Genomic DNA, 17,304 nt, shown 5'->3' with positions numbered 1-17,304 from the left:
CCGGCCTCATGCGCCGTAGCGCTCGGCGATCAGGGCATCGAGCGCGCGGATGGTCTGCGCCTCGCCGCCTTCCGGCCGGCCGGGGCGGGCCGAGGGGTTCCAGGCATAGATGTCCAGATGCAGCCAGGATTTGGCGGTCTCGACGAAACGCGCCAGGAACAGCGCCGCCGTGATGGAGCCGGCAAAGCCGCCCGCGCCGGCATTGTTGATGTCCGCCACCTTGGAGTCGATCATCGACGCATAGGGCCGCCACAGGGGCAGGCGCCAGAGCGGATCGGCCTGCGCCTGGGCATGGCGGGCGAGATCCGCCGCGAGCGCCTCGTCGTCCGTATAGGCCGGCGGCAGATGGGGGCCGAGCGCGACGCGAGCCGCACCCGTGAGGGTGGCGAAATCCACCAGCAGGTCCGGGCTGTCCTCGTCCGCGAGCGAGAGCGCATCGGCCAGCACGAGGCGCCCCTCGGCGTCGGTATTGCCGATCTCCACGGTGAGGCCCTTGCGGCTCGCGAAAATATCGCCGGGGCGGAAGGCGTCGCCCGCGATGGCATTCTCCACCGCCGGGATCAGCACGCGCAGCCGCACCTTCAGGCCGCGCGACATGATGAGATGGGCAAGGCCCAGCGCGGTCGCCGCCCCGCCCATGTCCTTCTTCATGATCAGCATGCCGGAGGAGGGCTTGATGTCGAGCCCGCCGGTATCGAAGCACACGCCCTTGCCGACCAGGGTCACCTTGGGCGCATCTTCCGGCCCCCAGGCAAGATCGAGCAGGCGCGGCGCGCGGGGCGCGGCGCGGCCCACCGTGTGGATCAGCGGGAAATTGCGCGCCAGCAGATCCGCGCCGACGATGGACCGGAAGCTTGCCCCATGGCGGGCGGCGAGGCGGCGGGCGGCATCCTCCAGCTCGGCGGGACCGAGATCATTCGCCGGCGTATTGACCAGGTCGCGCACCAGGCTCACCGCCTCGAACGTGCGCGCGAGCGCGGCGGCATCATCGCTCGCGCCGAGCTTCAGGCGGACACGGCCCTTGGAATTGCCGCGATAGCGGGTGAAGCGATAGGTGCCGAGCGCGAACGCCAGCGCATCCAGCGCGCCGATCTCGCCCTCCAGATGATAATCGCCTTCCGGCAGCAGGCCCGGCAGGGCGCCGGCGGCGAACGGATCGCCCTTTTCCCCCGGCACGCCGAACAGGAAGCCCGAGACCGCCTCCTCCGTACCCGGCAAAGCGAGCAATTTGCCGCTTTCGCCCTTGAAGCCCGCCGCCTCCGCGAACCGCCGCGCCGCCGCGGCTAGGGGCGCGGACTTGAAGCCCTCCCGGGTCACGAGGCGCACCGGCACGGAGGACATGGCGGCGGGGGCGAAGCACTCGGGCATCACGATCGGCATGGCGGTCTCCTTGGCCTTGCTGGTTAGCATGGGGCCAAGGCGGCGGCCAAGCCAGGCGGCGGACCAGCTGGCCGGCGGACCAGCGCGGCGGCGGGATGGCGCGTTTCGCGTCCCGGCCCAGCGACGGCGCAGCCGGAGCGCCGAGCCGGGACCCAGGAAAAAGCGGCGAAGCCGGCACACGGCGCCGCGCGCCTTTTTTCAGGAGGGAAGCGCCTGCGGCGATTTCTTGCGCTGGGTCCCGGCTCGCGCTCCGCGCCGGAGGCGCTCCACTTGGCCGGGAAGCAAGTTGGCTGGAAAGCAAGTTGGCCGGGAAGCAAGAACGACTCGCGCCCCGCACCCCTCTGCCGCAGCCGCGAAGGTTGACCCGTGGCGCGGTTTCTGTCCTAGTCCCGCCGCCCCTGGACCACAGACAGTCAATGACCACAGACCGATACAACGCGCGCGACGCCGAACCCCGTTGGCAGAAGATTTGGAAGGACCGCGGCATCTTCCGCACGCGGAACGACGATCCGCGTCCCAAATTCTTCGTGATGGAGATGTTCCCCTATCCGTCGGGCCGCATCCATATCGGCCACGGGCGCAATTATGTGATGGGCGACGTGCTCGCGCGCACCAAGCGCATGCAGGGCTTCAACGTGCTCCATCCCATGGGCTGGGATGCCTTCGGCCTGCCGGCGGAGAATGCCGCCATCGAGCGCGGCATCCATCCCAAGGCCTGGACCTACGAGAACATCGCCTCCATGAAGGCGCAGCTCCAGCTGCTCGGCCTGTCGCTGGACTGGAACCGCGAGATCGCCACCTGCGATCCCTCTTATTATGTCGAGCAGCAGCGCATCTTCCTCGACTTCTTCGACAAGGACCTCGCCTATCGCAAGGAGAGCGAGGTCAATTGGGACCCCATCGACAATACCGTGCTCGCCAACGAGCAGGTGATCGACGGGCGCGGCTGGCGCTCCGGCGCGGTGGTGGAGCGGCGCAAGCTCTCCCAATGGTTCTTCCGCATCACGGATTTCGCCCAGGACCTGCTCGACGCCATCGACACGCTGGACCGCTGGCCGGACCGCGTGCGCCTCATGCAGCGCAACTGGATCGGCCGCTCGGAAGGCCTCGAAGTCCTGTTCGAGCTGTCCAAGGCGCACCACCGGGAGAAGATCCCGGCCGGCACCGCGGCGGTGAAGGTCTATACCACCCGCCCCGATACGCTGTTCGGCGCGTCCTTCCTGGCGCTCTCGCCCGACCACCCGCTCACCCAGGCGCTGGCCGCGAAGGACGCGACGCTGGCCGCCTTCGTGGTCGCCTGCAAGAAGGGCGGCACCACCGCCGAGGCGATCGAGACCCAGGAGAAGATGGGCTATGACACGGGCCTGAAGGTAGTGCATCCGCTGGATGCCAGCCGCACCGTGCCGGTCTATGTGGCCAATTTCGTGCTGATGGATTACGGCACCGGCGCCATCTTCGGCTGCCCGGCGCACGACCAGCGCGACCTGGATTTCGCCCGCAAGTACGGCCTCACCGTCACCCCCGTGGTGCTGCCGCCGGACGCCGACCCCGCCACTTTCACCGTGGGCGATATCGCCTATGACGGCGAGGGCACGCTGTTCAATTCCCAGTTCCTCGACGGCATGCGCGTGGAGGACGCCAAGGAGGCGGTCGCCCGCCGGCTGGAGCGGTTCCGCGTCGGCGACGAGCCGCAGGGCAAACGGCAGGTGAATTTCCGCCTGCGCGACTGGGGCATCTCGCGCCAGCGCTATTGGGGCTGCCCGATCCCCATCATCCATTGCGAGACCTGCGGCCCCGTGGGCGTGCCGCGCGAGCAGCTGCCCGTGACGCTGCCGGACGACGTGACGTTCGACATGCCGGGCAATCCGCTGGACCGCGCCAAGGCCTGGCGCAACGTGCCCTGCCCCAAGTGCGGCGCGCCGGCGAAGCGCGAAACCGACACCATGGACACCTTCGTGGATTCGTCCTGGTATTTCCTACGCTATGCCAGCGACGATGCGGCCAAGCCGCTCGACAAGGACGCCGTGCGCCACTGGCTGCCGGTGGACCAATATATCGGCGGCATCGAGCACGCGATCCTGCACCTGCTCTATTCGCGCTTCTTCACCCGCGCGCTCAACGCCTGCGGCCGCGTGGACATCAAGGAGCCGTTCGCCGGCCTGTTCACCCAGGGCATGATCGTCCACGAGACCTATAAGGACAAAGCCGGCCGCTGGCTGTTCCCGGAGGAGGTGAAGCTCCTCGGTACCGGCAAGGCGGTGAAGATCGACACCGGCGAGGAGGTGGTGGTCGGCGCGCCGGAGAAGATGTCCAAGTCCAAGCGCAACGTGGTGGCGCCCGAAGTGGTGGCCGACACCTATGGCGTGGATTGCGCGCGCTGGTTCATGCTCGCCGACACCCCGCCCGAGCGTGACAGCGAATGGACCCAGTCCGGCATCGAGGGCGCGTGGCGCTTCGTGCAGCGGGTGTGGCGCCTGGTGCACGAGGGCATCGCCCTCGGCGCGCCGGCCGAGGCCCCCATGCCCAACGGCTTCGGCGCGGAAGCCACCGTCCTGCGCCGCGCCTCCCATGCCCTGGTCGCCACCGTCGCGGAGGATGTGGAGCGCCTGCGCTTCAACGTCGCCGTGGCCCATGTGCACGAATTCGCCAATGTGTTCGGGCAGGCCATCGCCGCCGTGCGCGCCGGCGAGGTCGCCCCCGACATGGCGTTCGCCCTGCGCGAGGCGGCCGAGATGCTGGTGCGCACCGTCGCCCCCATGACGCCGCATCTGGCGGAAGAATGCTGGGCCGCCCTCGGCCACGAGGGTCTGGTCGCCGAGGCCGCATGGCCGCAGGTGGACCCGGCGCTGCTGGTGGAAAACACCATCACGCTGCCGATCCAGATCAACGGCCGCAAGCGCGACGACATCATCGTCCCGCGCGAGGCGACGCCGGCGGAGATCGAAGCCGCCGTGCTCGCCCTTGAAACCGTGCAGCGCGCCCTCGACGGGCGGCCGCCGAAGCGTATCATCGTGGTTCCACAGAGGATCGTGAATGTTGTCGCCTGACCGCGCCGCGCTGCTCGCCCGCCTCGGCCTCGTGTGCGCCCTCTCCGGGGCGCTCGCCGGCTGTTTCCAGCCCATGTATGCGGCGAATTCCACCACCGCCGGGCCTGCCCTCCAGGAACGGCTCCAGGACATCGAGATCGTCAAGATCAACGGGCGCATCGGCAACGATCTGCGCAACGACCTGATCTACAATCTCACCGGCGGGGCGGGGAATCCCGCCAACGCGCCGTACAAGATGTTCATCACGGTCCGTTCGTCCAGCTCGTTCGCCATCGTCGATACGCAATCGGGCCTGCCGGAAGCCAAGACCTACCGCGTCGAAGGCGATTGGAAGCTGGTGCGGGCGGGCGAGGAGACCAAGCCGCCGATCGCCGCCGGCAAGGCGGCCGCCGCCGTCTCGACCGACGTCAGCGAACAGCGCTTCGCCAATTACAGCGCCGCGCGCGACGCCGAGAGCCGTGCGTCCCAGGTGCTGGCGGACCAGATCAAGGTGCAGCTCGCCGCCTTCTTCATCAAGAACCCCACGGGCACCCCCGCGCCCGGTGGTCCCCCCACCGGCAGCCCGCCGGTCGCCCCCCCGCCGGCGGCACCGGCTGCAGCCCCGGCGGCTGCGACTCCAGCCCCCGCCACCGCTCCGGCGCGCTGAGCCATGGTCGCGGTGCGCGCGGGCGAGGCCGACGCCGCCCTCGCCCGCCGCGATCCCAAGCGCCCGGTGGTACTGATCTACGGCCCCGACATGGGGCTGGTGCGCGAGCGTGCCGCCGGCCTCGTGCGCCGCGCCGTGCCCGATGCGGCCGACCCGTTCGCGGTGGTGCGGCTCGACGGCGACGACCTTTCCTCCGATCCGCGCCGGCTCATGGACGAAACGCGCACCATCGGCCTGTTCGGCGGCCAGCGCGTGGTGTGGGTGCGCGCCGGCAGCCGCAACCTCGTGCCCGCGCTCGAACCGGTGCTCTCCGAACCGTGCGACGCCTTGGTGGTGGTGGAGGCGGGCGACCTGAAGAAGGGCGCGCCGCTGCGCTCTTTATGCGAAGGCGCGCCGAACGCGCTTGCCATTCCCTGCTATGCCGACGGCGAGCGCGACCTGATGCGGCTCGTGGACACCATGCTCGGCGAAGCGGGCCTCGCCATCGACCGCGACGCGCGCGACCTGCTGGTCTCCCTCATCGGCGGCGATCGCCTGGCCTCGCGCGGCGAGATCGAGAAGCTCGCGCTCTACGCCAAGGGCAACGGGCGCGTGACCCTGGACGATGTGCGGGTGATCGTGGGCGATGCCTCGGCCCTCGCCATGGACGATGTGGTGGACGCCGCGCTCGCCGGCCAGCCGGCGCAGACCGCCACCGCGCTCGCCAAGGCCTGGGGCGCGGCGACCCGGCCGGACGCCATTCTCGGCGCGCTGCTGCGGGCGCTCCTGTCGCTGCACCAGATGGCGCTGGCGGTGGAAGGCGGCAGCAGCATCGAGCGGGTGATCGACCAGGCCCGCCCGGCCGTGCATTTCTCCCGCAAGCCGCTGGTGGACAAGGCCCTGCGCGCATTCACGCCGGACCGGTGCCTGCGCGCCATCCTCACCGTGGACGAGGCTGTTCTCGCCTGCCGGCGCAATGCCGCCATGGCCCAGCCGATCACCGAACGGGTGCTGCTGAACCTCGCCGTGCGCCGAAGAGACGCCGCCTGAGCGCGATGCTCAGCGCGCGAGCACGGCATCCAGCCAGTCGAACATCTCGCGATTGAACAAGGCGCGCGCGCCGCCCTCGCAATGGGCCGCCGCGCCGTCCTCCGCCTTGAAGATCGCCAGCCGCTTGGTGCAGGCGAGATGCTCGAACAAGCGTTCGGCCGTGGCGCCGATTTCGTCGCCCTGCGCCTTGCAGACCATGGTGGGGCAGGCGATCTCCTGGACCCGCCCCTCCAGCGTATAGGTGGCGATCGACTGCACATAATCCCACGGCGTCGCCACGCCGTTGACGAACAGGCCGCGCCGCAGGCCCCAGCCCTTGGTCGGGCTGCGCATCATGCGCTCCATAAGCCGACTAATCACACGGCGGGTGATGGCATTGCCCTTCGGCAGGCCGCGCCCGAGCCAGGCCGGCAGGCGCGCCCGCATCTCGTCCAGCAGCGCATATTGGCCGGGGTCCGCCACCAGGGCCGCGAGACGCGGCTCGCCGCTGGCGCCGCGCGGCGCCAGATAGCCGCCGAGGCTGAGGCCGTGAAGGGCGATGCGCTCGGGGTCCACCGCCGGCTGGGCGAGCACGAAATCCACCACCGGCCGCAGCACGTTTTCCCAATCCGGCCGCAGATGCAGGCCCTGCTTGAACAGGGCCTCGCCCTGCCCCGGCCCGTCATAGAGCAGCACGTTATAGCCGCGCTCCAGGGCCGCCGCGCCGCTGAAGAAGTAATTCTCCTCCGCCGTGCCATCATAGCCGCCGGTGACGATCAGCGTCGCGCGCGGCGTGTCGTCCGCCGAAGGGCGCAGGAACAGGCCGTGGAGGCTCGTGTCCTCGAACGGGATGCGCACGCTCTCCACCGGATGGGCCATGAGCGCGCAGGCGCGGGCGAAGGCTTCGGCCTGGCGCTCATAGGCCTTGACCCCGCGGGGATCGAGAGGTGCCGCCAGCAGGAACAGCGCCGAGGCGCGGAAATAATTGGCGGCGCGCAGAAACGCCTGGCGCGCGCTGGTGCCACGGCCGGCGGCAAGGCTCGCCTGCCCGGCGTCATAGAGCCGTTCGGCCAGCGCATTCCATTCGCCATGCCAGCGCGCAGTATCGCCGGGCGGGATGCGCGCGGCGAGCGCGAGGCATTCGCCGATATCGGCGCCGCCGTAATAGGTATGGCCGAGCGTGCGCAGGAACTGGGCGTCGAACAGGTCGTCCTTGAACATCAATCCCATCGCCCCGCTCCCCGCCCCGGTCCGCCCCGTCATCGATGCCGGACAACATATCAGAAACCCGAGGGGGGCGAGCCGCCGGCCCGCGCCGATGTTCCCACGCCAGCTTGCCCGCCCACACTTGCCCCTAAACTTGCCCGCGCCACACTTGCCCGCGCCAAACTTGCCCACATCGCTGCGGCTTCCGGCGCGCCGCGCATGGCTGGCCCGATCACGCCGCACTTGCTGCACTGCGTCAATTTGATCAAAGTCAAATCTTACGCTTCGCCGGCCCCTCTCAGCGCGGACGTCCCATGCCCTTGTCGCTCCTGTCCCTCGCCGTCGCCGCCTTCGGCATCGGCACCACGGAATTCGTCGTGATGGGCTTGCTGCCGGACGTGGCCCGCGACCTGGGCGTGACCATTCCCGAAGCCGGCCTTCTGGTGACCGGCTATGCGCTCGGCGTCGTGGTGGGCGCGCCCCTGCTCGCCATCCTCACCGCCAACTGGCCGCGCAAGACCACCTTGGTGGGGCTGATGGCGGTGTTCATCGGCGGCAACATCCTGTGCGCGCTCGCCCCCAGCTATGGCCTGCTGATGGGCGCGCGCATCGTCACCGCCTTCTGCCATGCCGCCTTCTTCGGCATCGGCTCGGTGGTGGCGTCCGACCTCGTGCCGCGCCACAAGCGGGCGCAGGCGATCGCGCTCATGTTCGCCGGCCTCACCATCGCCAATGTGCTGGGCGTTCCGGCCGGGACGGCGCTCGGCCAATGGCTCGGCTGGCGCTCCACCTTCTTCGCGGTAGCGCTGATCGGGGCCGCGGCGCTTACCGCCCTGGTGGTGCTGCTGCCCAAGGGCCTGCCCATGAAGAGCGGCCGCATCCTGAGCGAATTCCGCGTGCTGGGCGATGTCCAGGTGGCGCTGGCCATGCTCATCAGCGTGCTGTGCTCCGCCAGCCTGTTCAGCGTCTTCACCTATATCTCGCCGCTGCTGGCGCAGGTGACCGGGCTTTCCGCGAACGCCATCACCGGCGCGCTGCTGCTGTTCGGCGTGGGGCTCACCGCCGGCAACATGCTGGGCGGCAAGCTCGCCGACTGGCGGCTGATGCCCTCGCTCATCGGCACCTTGGTGGTGCTGATCGCCGTGCTGGTGCTGTTCGTGCCCGCGAGCACCATGCCCGCGCCCGCGCTCGTCGTGCTCACGGTGTGGGGTGTGCTGGCCTTCGCCCTCGTGCCGCTGCTGCAATTGCGCGTGGTGGATACCGCCGCCTCGGCGCCGAACCTTGCCTCCACCCTCAACCAGGGCGCCTTCAACCTGGGCAATGCGGCCGGTGCCTGGATCGGCGCCATCGCCATCACCCACGGCCTCGCCTATCAAAACCTGCCGTTCGTGGGCATCGCGCTCGCCTGCATGGCCCTGTGCCTCGGGCTGATCTCGCAACGGCTGGACGCCCGCGCGCAGCGACAAGAGGCCCGCGCGGCGCCGGTCGCGGCGGAGCGCTGCTGAGGGAGCGTTAACCTTCCGCACAAGCTGTGCCGGCACAGGCGCCGCCGGGCGGGGCGCGTTTACCACTCCGCAAAGGGGCATCCCCTAGCGTTCGGACCCAAGGACGGGTGTCACACCGTCTGAGACCGCCGCGCCGCGATGCGCGGACGAGGGTGCGCGATGAAGCTCTTGCTGGCCCGCTTCGTAAGGGAAGAACACGGCTCGACAGCCCTGGAATACGGGCTGATCGCCGCCGGGCTGTCCATTGCCATCGTCACCGTGCTGACCCAGATCGGCCTCACCCTGGCGCGCCTGAAGGCCGGCGCCGCAGCGGCGGGCAATTGAGCGACGTGGCGCTTTTCCCGCTCGACCACCTGCTGGTGCTCGGCCTGTTCCCGGCCGCTTTGGCGGTGGCCATCGCCACCGACCTGTCGCGCCGCATCATTCCCAATCTCATCATCCTCGCCCTCGCCGGCGGCTTCGCCGTGCTCGCCGCCGCGGGCCGGGTGGACGACCTCGCGCTGCGGGCGATGCTGGCGGCGGGCGTGCTGGCAGCCGGGTTCTGGCTGTTCGCCCATGATCTCATCGGCGCGGGCGACGCCAAGCTCGCCGCAGCCCTCGCCCTGTGGCTCGATCCCTCCCAATTGCCGGCCTTCGCCGTGATCTGCGGCGTGTTCGGCGCGCTGCTGGTGGGCGGCGTCACGCTCTGGGCGCGGCGTGGATGGCGCGGATTCGGGATGGCCGCAAGCCTGCCCTACGGGGTGGCGCTCGCCGGCGCGGGGCTGGCTCTGTTCCCAAGCTCCAGCCTGATGACCGCCCTGGTCTGACCCGCCCCGCGCCGGGCCGCCGATTTTCGGTCGAGCATTTCTTAAATCGTTTCAATCCTTTGACACGCAACGCCCGCGACCGCGCTGCCCGAGCATGCGCCTTGCCCCCTCGACAGCGGCCGGCGGGTGGGGTTCAAAGGCGGCTCGGTTGAGAGAGACACATCATGAGCCTTCCAAGCCCGCTCCCCTTCGTCGCCCGCGCGCCCGTCATCCCGGTGGTGGTGATCGAACGCCTGGAAGACGCCGTTCCACTTGCCCGCGCCCTGGTGCAGGGCGGCCTGCCGCTGATCGAAGTCACGCTGCGCACGCCCGTGGCGCTGGAGGCCATCCGCCATATCGTGCGCGACGTGGAAGGCGCGCTCGCCGGCGCCGGGACGGTCACCGACCAGGCGCAGGTGGAAGCCTCCATCGAAGCGGGCGCGGCCTATCTGGTGAGCCCGGGCACGACGCCCCGCTTCGCCGAAGCCCTGGCGCAGGCGCCCGTGCCGGTGCTGCCCGGCTGCGCCACCACGAGCGAAGCCATGGTGCTGTCCGGCCTCGGATTCGAGGTGCTGAAATTCTTCCCCGCCGAGGCGTCGGGCGGCGTCGCCTTCCTGAAATCGGTGGCCGGCCCGCTGCCGCATTTGCGCTTCTGCCCCACGGGCGGCATCGGGCCGAGCAATGTGGCGAATTATCTCGCGCTGCCGAACGTGGTCGCAGTGGGCGGCTCCTGGGTGGTGCCGGCGGACCTGATCCGCGCCGGAGATTTCACCGCCATCCGCGATCTCGCAAGCGTCGCGGCCGCCTTGCCGCGGGCGGCGAAGTTCGGCTGAGTAGTCAAAATAACAAAGTCAACTTCAAACGCGGCATACATATTTTCTGGTTGCGGCTCAAGCTAACGCAAACCGCAACCTCTTTATTTCCATAAAGCGTCGCTCGCCTTCAAAGCGTCCGTACGCATGGTCACAGATTTTTCTGAAAGAATGGGGTACCTATCCAATACTCTGTCGGAAACAGTCAAAGCCCCGTTTGCCAAGTCTTTAAATAATTGTTCAAAATTTGTCCTGCAAAATTGCGGCATGGTCACCCCCGTTGGCGAAATCCACCCATTCCATGCAGAGAAGCTCTCCGGATCAAGGGGAATCGTCTCGTCCCCCGGAAGAGCTTGGAGGTCCAAGGTCAAGAAGAAATGGAGTGCCGGCGGGTTGCTTTGAACTCTAACTCTTAGATTTTCCGAAAATCGATCAGTAGGTTCACATATTTTCCGGAACAGGGAAATATTTCCCCAAAACTCTCCAGCCATCCTCGCTGCAGCCTTGTAGGAAACCGGCTCCGTACCCGCCGCGCTTCGCCCATCCTTGTACTCAGCGAGCCGAGCGATTTTGATCGAGTCACTGATATCTTGCGGATATTGCAAGGAACCAATCAAAAATTGCAGCTTCCAATTTTTATTGGAATCATCTTCATGCGAGTGATTTCCTGTAAATTTAAGCTCAGGAGCTAAAACAGAAAAAGCAACCTGCAACTGAGCAAGAACCTGAAGAGCGGGCAAATAAATGCCTGATCTTACCTCGGACAATCTCCGCTCTTGATCATGGAGCTGTCCGTCCGACTGCAACCGAAAGCCAACAAACCCGAGGATAACGACGCCCAGAGCTGATACGCTTTTGATGAAAAGATCTAATGTGACATACCAAATGGTCTTGGTTGGATCACGTTCTGTCCCGTCCATTTAGATCGCCAGACATCATCTGAAGAGATGCAACTATTTCGGATGCGACAGAAAATTGCAACCTGAATCATTGCTTTCATCACTTCCAACTGGCCTTCCACATCGCGCTCAATGCGCCAGCAGCCCCTCTTGCGCGGCGCGCGGGATGATGGCGCCGCGATGCAGGATCACCGTGCCGGCGAGGCGATGGCCGGCGCGCGCCGCCTGTTCCGGGCTGGCGCCCGCGAGACGGGCGGCGAGATAGGCGGCGTTGAAGCTGTCGCCGGCGCCCGTGGTGTCGACCGGGCGCACTTCGCGCTCCACCGGCACCTCGACGAGGCGCCCGTCGGCATAGACGAGGGCCCCGCCGGCGCCGTTCTTCACCACCACTTCGCTCACCCCATAGGTGGTCATGCGCTCGATGGTGGCGAGCGGCGAGGCATCGCCCCACAGCGCGGCCTCGTCCTCGAAGGTGGGCATGGCGATGGAGGCGCGCTTCAGCGCCTCGGCGAACACGGTGCGGGCGCGCGCGACATCGCCGCCCCAGCCGCGCGGGCGGTAATTGCCGTCGAACACGCGCCACGCGCCCCGCTCGCCGGCCATTTCCAGCGCCGCGAGGAACCGGCCGAGCCCGACATTGGAATAGAGCGACAGGGTGATGCCGGAGAAATAGGTGGCCCGCGCATCCACCAGGATCTCCGCGACACGCTGCCAGCCCTCGAATTCGAACAGCGAGCGGGCGGGGGCGGTGTCGCGCCAGTAATGGAAGGTGCGCTCGCCCCGGTCGTCGGTGGTGATGAGATAGAGGCCCGGTACCCGCCCCGGGGCGATCAGCACCGCGTCGCGCTCAACGCCCTCGGTGGCGGCGAGGTCCAGGATCTGGGCGGAATAGGCATCGTCCCCGAGCGCGGTGGCATAGGCGGTCTCGATGCCCGCGCGGGCGAGATAAACGGCGGTGTTGAAGGTATCGCCGCCGAAGGCGAGGCCGAACCGGCCGTCATTGCCGCGCGCCAGCTCCACCATCACTTCGCCCACGCAAACCACTTTGGCCATTGCACTTCCTCGAACGCATCGCCCCGCACCTTTGGCGAAACCACGTGGCCGGCGCAAGTCTAATGGTTTTAGGCGGGGGACGGCCCCTCACCCCAGCCCTCTCCCCGACGGGGAGAGGGGGTCCTCTCTCTGGAAGCCAGCAGCCCCGCCGGACGGGACCTTACCTCTCCCCCACGGGGAGAGGGGGTTTTGTCTCCGGAAGCCAGCAGCCGCGCCGGGCGGAACCTCACCTCTCCCCGAGGGGAGAGGTGACCGCGCAGCGGACGGGTGAGGGGGACCCTCGACATGGCAACGCCCGGCCTTCGCGCGGGCGGCGCGCCCCTCACCCCAACCCTCTCCCCGACGGGGAGAGGGGGTTTTCTCTCCGGAAGCCAGACGCCGCGCCGGACGGAACCTTACCTCTCCCCGAGGGGGAGAGGTCGACCGCGCAGCGGACGGGTGAGGGGACCCTCGGCATGGCAACGCCCGGGCTTCGCGCGGGCGGCGCTCCCCTCACCCCAACCCTCTCCCCGACGGGGAGAGGGGGTTCTCTCTCCGGAAGCCAGCAGCCGCGCCGGACGGGACCTCACCTCTCCCCAATGGGGAGAAGTCGACCGCGCAGCGGGCGGGTGAGGGGACCCTCGGCATGGCAACGCCCGGCCTTTGCGCGAGCGGCGCGCCCCTCACCCCAGCCCTCTCCCCGACGGGGAGAGGGGGTATTCTCTCCGGAAGCCAGACGCCGGGCCGGACGGGACCCCACCTCTCCCCGAGGGGGAGAGGTCGACCGCGCAGCGGACGGGTGAGGGGACCCTCGGCATGGCAACGCCCGGCCTTCGCGCGGGCGGCGCGCCCCTCACCCCAACCCTCTCCCCGATGGGGAGAGGGGGTTCTCTCTCTGGAAGCTGGCCCGGCTAGTCCAGCGGCCGCGCCACGGCGGCGAGCCAGGTGGCGGGACGGGTGCCGATATTCTCCACCACCAGGGCCGGCGCCGGCGCGACGGGCTTTGGCACCTCGCCATAGCGGCGGCGCAGATCCTCGGCGCGGCGCTCGTTATTGGCGATCAGGCACAAGGCCCGCTGCTCGAAATCGCCGATGCCGCGCCGCCCCTCGAACGGCGCCACGCTCTGACAATCGAAATTGCGATACATGCCGTAGCGGATCTGCGCCTCGTCCAGCAGCGTGCGCCAGCGGTTGCGCTGGGCCGGCAGAAGGTCGGAACGCGCGTCGATGACCGCGAAGGCATTGGCGAGCGCGGCTTCCATCCCCTTCTCGGACAGCTGGATCGCGTCATAGAGGCAGCGATTGTACTCGCGGGCCAACACTTCGCCGCTGCGGCAGCGGGCGGTGGCGGGCCAGGGTTCCGCCGTCGCCGCTTTGGCCGGCCCGGCCGCCGGCTGGGCCCGCGCCGGCCCGCCCGGCGCCAAGATCAACAGGCCGAGCAGCAGCAGGCAGATCAGCAGCGGGCCGAGCAACGGCAGACGGCGCGCCGGAATGCGGCCGGTGAAGGTCGTGCCGGCGAAGGTCCTGCGGGCGAAGGCGCGGCGTGTCATTCCCCCTCCGCCCGCCGGCTGCTCAGGCCACCTGCCGCTGTGCCAGGAAGGCGGAGATGCGGCCGAGCGCGGCACGGATATTCTCGGCCGAATTGGCATAGGACAGCCGCAGATAGCCTTCGCCGTAGACGCCGAAATCCGGCCCGCCGATCACCGCCACACCGGCGTCCTCCAGCAAGGCGGAGGCGAGCGCCTTGGCCGAGGTCCACCCCGTGCCGGCGATGTTGGGAAAGGCATAGAAGGCGCCGCCCGGCGTCGCACAGGAGACGCCGGGCAGGGCGTTCAGCCCCTCCACCACGATGTGGCGACGGCGATCGAACTCGGCGACCATGGCGTGCACGGCGTCCTGCGGGCCCTGAAGCGCGGCGATGCCGGCATATTGGGTGGCGGCGTTGACGCAGCTCCAGGCATTCACGGAGAGCTTGCGCACCTGCTCGTACAGGCCCTTTGGCCAGATGGAATAGCCGAGCCGCCAGCCGGTCATGGCATAGGTCTTGGACCAGCCGTTGAGCAGGATCAGCCGGTCGCGGATCTCCGGATAGGCGAGCAGGGTCTGGTGGGCCTGGCCGTCGAAGACGAAATGATCGTAGATCTCGTCCGACATGATCGCCACGTGGGGATAAGCGGCGAGGCCCTTCACCAATTTGTCGATCTCCGCCTTGGGCGTGACGCCGCCGGTGGGATTGGCGGGGGAATTGATGATCAGCAGGCGGGTCTTGGGCGTGATCAGCGCCAGCGTCTCCTCGGCCGAGAAGGCGAAGGCATTCTCCTCGCGGATCGGCACCGGAACCGGCGTCGCGCCGGTGTGCTCGATCATCGAGCGATAGATGGGGAAGCCGGGATCGGGATAGAGGATTTCCGTGCCGGGCTCGCCGAACAGGCGGATCGCCGCATACATGGTGACCTTGCCGCCGGGCACGATCATCACCAGGCCGGGATCCACGTCCACGCCGTAGCGCTTGTGCAGGTCGGCCGCCACCGCCTCGCGCAAGGGCGCGATGCCCACCGAGGGCGTATAGCCGTGCTGGCCGTCGCGCAGCGCCTTGATGGCGGCGTCCACGATATGCTCGGGGGTGCGGAAATCCGGCTGGCCGATGCCGAGATTGATGATGTCGCGGCCCTGGCTCGCGAGCGTGGTGGCGCGCGCCAGAACGGCAAACGCATTTTCCTCGCCGATCCGGTCGAAGGCGGCGACGGTTTTCAACATGGCGTCTCTCCCTCGGGTGCCCGGCTGCGCCGGGAACCCCTTGCTGCGTCCTCGGGTTGTTCCCCGGGGCCGGACGGGGCTCGTCCTCACGCCACAGGGCTTGAGCGCACCGATAGCACCAATGAGCAAAAAGGAGAATTTCCATGGCTAACCGTCTCGACGGACGCAGGATCGCGGTCCTGGTCGCCAACGGCTTCGAGAATGTGGAGCTAACGGAACCCGTGAAGGCCCTGAAAGCCGCCGGCGCCGACGTGAAGATCGTCAGCCCCGAGAAGGGCGAGGTCCAGGGCGTGAACCACGACAAGCCGGCCGACCGCATCACGGTGGATGTCGCCCTCGACGCCGCCGATGCGAAAAATTTCGACGCTTTGCTGCTGCCCGGCGGGGTGATGAACCCGGACGCGCTGCGCATCAACGAGAAGGCGCTCGCCTTCACCCGCGCCTTCTTCGCCGATCACAAGCCCGTGGCCGCGATCTGCCACGGGCCGCAGGTGCTGATCTCGGCCGGGCTCGTGAAGGGCCGCGCCATGACCGGCTACAAGGCGATCCAGGTGGATCTCGCCAATGCCGGGGCGAAGGTGGAAGACAAATCGGTGATGGTGGACCAGGGCCTCGTCACCAGCCGCAACCCCAAGGACATTCCCGATTTCAACGCCAAGATGATCGAGGAATTCGCCGAGGGCAAACACGGCGGCCAGCGCGCGGCGTGACGATGCCTGCCGGATCCCGGCGGGGTCCGGTCCGCGACGCATCATCCCCCGGCCGAAGCCGGGGGATGGGGTTCAGTCGCTGGCGAGAATGTGGTTGCGCACCAGCGGATAGACCTGGCCGGCCCATTTGCGCCCGCTGAACACGCCGTAATGCCCCACGCCCGCCTGCATATGATGGCGCTTGCGGTGGGGCCGCAGGCCCGAGCAGATATCCTGCGCCGCCATGGTCTGGCCGATGGAGCAGATATCGTCCCGCTCGCCTTCCACGGTCAGCAGCGCCGTACGGCGGATCGCCTTGAAGTCGATGGGATTGCCGCGATAGGTCAATTCGCCCTTCGGCAGAAGGTAATCCTGGAACACGTACTTCACCGTCTCCAGGTAGAATTCCGAGGCGAGGTCCAGCACCGCGAAATATTCATCGTAGAAATGCTTGGTGGTCTCGGCCTTTTCCAGCTCCCCGGCGGCGAGGTTCTCGTACAGCTCCATGTGCGCCTTCACATGGCGATTGAGATTCATGCTGACGAAGGCGGTCAACTGGATGAAGCCGGGATAGACCTTGCGGCCCGCGCCCTTGAAGCCCATCGGCACCGTGGCGATGAGATTCTTCTCGAACCAGGAAATGGGCTTGGAGGTGGCGAGCTCGTTCACCTTGGTGGGGTTCACGCGGCAGTCGATGGGGCCGGCCATGAGCGTCATGGAGCGCGGATAGGCGGGGTTGCCCTCCTGCGCCATCACGGCGGCGGCCACCAGCACCTGCACGCACGGCTGGCAGACGCCGAGGATGTGGCAGCCCGGCCCCATGAATTCCAGGAACTTGATGACGTGCTCGACATAATCGTCGAAACCGAAGGCACCGTGCTCCAGGCTCACGTCGCGGGCATTGTGCCAGTCGGTGATATAGACGTCGTGGTCGGGCAGCAGGGTCTTCACCGTGCCCACGAGCAGCGTGGCGAAATGGCCGGAGAGCGGCGCCACCACCAGCACCCGCGGTTGCGGCACCGCGGTGTCCTTCTTGAAATGCAGCAAGGTGCCGAACGGCAGCACATGGGCCGGCTCCTCGGTGACTTCCACTTCCTGGTTGCCGACCATGGTGCTGGAGATGCCGAACGGCAGGCGCGCGTGGCTGAGCCCGGCGCGCTCCACCATCTCGAACGCGGCCGAGAGATGGCGCATGCCGGTGCGCATGCCTTCGGTGCTGAACAGGGAGAGGAAGGAATTGTCGAGCGCGCGCCGGGCCATATGGGCCCCGAAGCGCAAGGGGTCCATCAGGTCGGACTGGGTCTGGTAAGCGAGGTACATCATGATGCCCTTCGCTGCCGGCAAGAGGGGAGCTGGGTCCTGGAAGACAGGTTCTTTTTCATCGCGTTTGGACGCCTTTTACCCGCTGGATACCCGCTGAGCGGGCCACGCCGACACCCGGGCCGGCCCGCAATTCGACCTGTCCGAAAGAGCTAAGGCTTTGGCGCAATTTCTGTTCTACACTTCCCTACGCGCTCGATCGGATGTACTTCTAGAAA

15 protein-coding genes are annotated in these 17,304 nt (G+C 68.0%); 8 read left to right on the top strand and 7 right to left on the bottom strand.

Annotation, left to right across the window (positions count from 1 at the left end; translation table 11 throughout):
• Positions 1 to 6: 6 nt before the first annotated feature.
• Positions 7 to 1,368 carry a leucyl aminopeptidase family protein gene (locus V5F84_RS03130; RefSeq protein ID WP_394044052.1) on the bottom strand — a complete coding sequence of 454 codons (1,362 nt, stop codon included), beginning with the start codon at positions 1,366 to 1,368 and terminating at the stop codon, positions 7 to 9.
• Between the two features lie 428 nt (positions 1,369 to 1,796).
• Between V5F84_RS03130 and leuS the strand changes: the two genes are divergently transcribed.
• Genes leuS through holA form a run of 3 tightly spaced genes read left to right on the top strand, consistent with a single transcriptional unit; the run spans position 1,797 to position 6,102 of the window.
• Entirely contained in the window at positions 1,797 to 4,427 is a 2,631-nt protein-coding gene (gene leuS, locus V5F84_RS03125) for a leucine--tRNA ligase (RefSeq protein ID WP_394043896.1), read from the top strand.
• Positions 4,414 to 5,073, top strand: coding sequence for a hypothetical protein (locus tag V5F84_RS03120; protein WP_394043895.1), 660 nt, complete (start codon positions 4,414 to 4,416; stop codon positions 5,071 to 5,073). The genes leuS and V5F84_RS03120 overlap by 14 nt, the downstream gene beginning before the upstream one ends.
• A gap of 3 nt (positions 5,074 to 5,076) precedes the next feature.
• Entirely contained in the window at positions 5,077 to 6,102 is a 1,026-nt protein-coding gene (gene holA, locus V5F84_RS03115) for a DNA polymerase III subunit delta (RefSeq protein ID WP_394043894.1), read from the top strand.
• 9 nt (positions 6,103 to 6,111) lie between these two features.
• Here holA and V5F84_RS03110 read toward each other — a convergent pair whose 3' ends face one another.
• Positions 6,112 to 7,311, bottom strand: a complete 1,200-nt coding sequence (locus V5F84_RS03110) for an alpha/beta hydrolase family protein (protein ID WP_394043893.1) — start codon at positions 7,309 to 7,311, stop codon at positions 6,112 to 6,114.
• 290 nt (positions 7,312 to 7,601) lie between these two features.
• On the opposite strand from V5F84_RS03110, the gene V5F84_RS03105 reads away from it, so the two are divergent.
• From V5F84_RS03105 to eda, 4 genes are all read left to right on the top strand, one after another.
• A complete protein-coding gene (locus V5F84_RS03105; protein WP_394043892.1) occupies positions 7,602 to 8,792 on the top strand; it encodes an MFS transporter in 1,191 nt (396 codons plus the stop codon).
• A 159-nt stretch (positions 8,793 to 8,951) separates the two neighbouring features.
• Positions 8,952 to 9,116, top strand: a complete 165-nt coding sequence (locus V5F84_RS03100) for a Flp family type IVb pilin (RefSeq protein ID WP_348845587.1) — start codon at positions 8,952 to 8,954, stop codon at positions 9,114 to 9,116.
• Positions 9,117 to 9,121: 5 nt separating this feature from the next.
• Positions 9,122 to 9,598: a prepilin peptidase gene (locus V5F84_RS03095; protein ID WP_394044051.1), complete on the top strand. Its 477-nt coding sequence runs from the start codon at positions 9,122 to 9,124 to the stop codon at positions 9,596 to 9,598.
• Positions 9,599 to 9,762: 164 nt separating this feature from the next.
• A complete protein-coding gene (gene eda / locus V5F84_RS03090) occupies positions 9,763 to 10,410 on the top strand; it encodes a bifunctional 4-hydroxy-2-oxoglutarate aldolase/2-dehydro-3-deoxy-phosphogluconate aldolase (protein ID WP_394043891.1) in 648 nt (215 codons plus the stop codon).
• Positions 10,411 to 10,493: 83 nt separating this feature from the next.
• On the opposite strand, the gene V5F84_RS03085 is transcribed toward eda, so the two are convergent.
• The 4 genes from V5F84_RS03085 to V5F84_RS03070 form a co-directional block, all read right to left on the bottom strand.
• Positions 10,494 to 11,309: a hypothetical protein gene (locus tag V5F84_RS03085; RefSeq protein WP_394043890.1), complete on the bottom strand. Its 816-nt coding sequence runs from the start codon at positions 11,307 to 11,309 to the stop codon at positions 10,494 to 10,496.
• Between the two features lie 108 nt (positions 11,310 to 11,417).
• Complete coding sequence (locus V5F84_RS03080; protein ID WP_394043889.1) at positions 11,418 to 12,341, bottom strand: sugar kinase; 924 nt, start codon at positions 12,339 to 12,341, stop codon at positions 11,418 to 11,420.
• An 890-nt stretch (positions 12,342 to 13,231) separates the two neighbouring features.
• Positions 13,232 to 13,870, bottom strand: a complete 639-nt coding sequence (locus V5F84_RS03075) for a lysozyme inhibitor LprI family protein (RefSeq protein ID WP_394046619.1) — start codon at positions 13,868 to 13,870, stop codon at positions 13,232 to 13,234.
• 22 nt (positions 13,871 to 13,892) lie between these two features.
• Positions 13,893 to 15,077 carry a pyridoxal phosphate-dependent aminotransferase gene (locus tag V5F84_RS03070; RefSeq protein ID WP_394046621.1) on the bottom strand — a complete coding sequence of 395 codons (1,185 nt, stop codon included), beginning with the start codon at positions 15,075 to 15,077 and terminating at the stop codon, positions 13,893 to 13,895.
• 143 nt (positions 15,078 to 15,220) lie between these two features.
• Here V5F84_RS03070 and V5F84_RS03065 point away from each other — a divergent pair, with 143 nt between their 5' ends.
• Positions 15,221 to 15,787 carry a type 1 glutamine amidotransferase domain-containing protein gene (locus V5F84_RS03065; protein ID WP_394046623.1) on the top strand — a complete coding sequence of 189 codons (567 nt, stop codon included), beginning with the start codon at positions 15,221 to 15,223 and terminating at the stop codon, positions 15,785 to 15,787.
• A 72-nt stretch (positions 15,788 to 15,859) separates the two neighbouring features.
• On the opposite strand, the gene V5F84_RS03060 is transcribed toward V5F84_RS03065, so the two are convergent.
• Positions 15,860 to 17,089, bottom strand: a complete 1,230-nt coding sequence (locus tag V5F84_RS03060) for a polyhydroxyalkanoate depolymerase (RefSeq protein WP_394046625.1) — start codon at positions 17,087 to 17,089, stop codon at positions 15,860 to 15,862.
• Positions 17,090 to 17,304: the final 215 nt, after the last annotated feature.

It is taken from the genome of Roseixanthobacter liquoris (assembly GCF_043195135.2).
Classification (GTDB): Bacteria; Pseudomonadota; Alphaproteobacteria; order Rhizobiales; family Xanthobacteraceae; genus NCEH01.
The sequence above is the reverse complement of the archived record's forward strand: the minus strand, read 5'-3'. Positions and strand labels throughout refer to the sequence as shown.

Bases quoted from the DNA above. Each gene is read 5' to 3' on its own strand.
- V5F84_RS03100 (WP_348845587.1), top strand. From the start codon at position 8,952: ATGAAGCTCTTGCTGGCCCGCTTCGTAAGGGAAGAACACGGCTCGACA.
- holA (WP_394043894.1), top strand. From the start codon at position 5,077: ATGGTCGCGGTGCGCGCGGGCGAGGCCGACGCCGCCCTCGCCCGCCGC.
- V5F84_RS03060 (WP_394046625.1), bottom strand. From the start codon at position 17,089: ATGATGTACCTCGCTTACCAGACCCAGTCCGACCTGATGGACCCCTTG.
- V5F84_RS03075 (WP_394046619.1), bottom strand. From the start codon at position 13,870: ATGACACGCCGCGCCTTCGCCCGCAGGACCTTCGCCGGCACGACCTTC.
- V5F84_RS03065 (WP_394046623.1), top strand. From the start codon at position 15,221: ATGGCTAACCGTCTCGACGGACGCAGGATCGCGGTCCTGGTCGCCAAC.
- V5F84_RS03120 (WP_394043895.1), top strand. From the start codon at position 4,414: ATGTTGTCGCCTGACCGCGCCGCGCTGCTCGCCCGCCTCGGCCTCGTG.
- V5F84_RS03110 (WP_394043893.1), bottom strand. From the start codon at position 7,311: ATGGGATTGATGTTCAAGGACGACCTGTTCGACGCCCAGTTCCTGCGC.
- V5F84_RS03070 (WP_394046621.1), bottom strand. From the start codon at position 15,077: ATGTTGAAAACCGTCGCCGCCTTCGACCGGATCGGCGAGGAAAATGCG.
- V5F84_RS03130 (WP_394044052.1), bottom strand. From the start codon at position 1,368: ATGCCCGAGTGCTTCGCCCCCGCCGCCATGTCCTCCGTGCCGGTGCGC.
- eda (WP_394043891.1), top strand. From the start codon at position 9,763: ATGAGCCTTCCAAGCCCGCTCCCCTTCGTCGCCCGCGCGCCCGTCATC.
- V5F84_RS03105 (WP_394043892.1), top strand. From the start codon at position 7,602: ATGCCCTTGTCGCTCCTGTCCCTCGCCGTCGCCGCCTTCGGCATCGGC.
- V5F84_RS03085 (WP_394043890.1), bottom strand. From the start codon at position 11,309: ATGGACGGGACAGAACGTGATCCAACCAAGACCATTTGGTATGTCACA.
- V5F84_RS03080 (WP_394043889.1), bottom strand. From the start codon at position 12,341: ATGGCCAAAGTGGTTTGCGTGGGCGAAGTGATGGTGGAGCTGGCGCGC.
- leuS (WP_394043896.1), top strand. From the start codon at position 1,797: ATGACCACAGACCGATACAACGCGCGCGACGCCGAACCCCGTTGGCAG.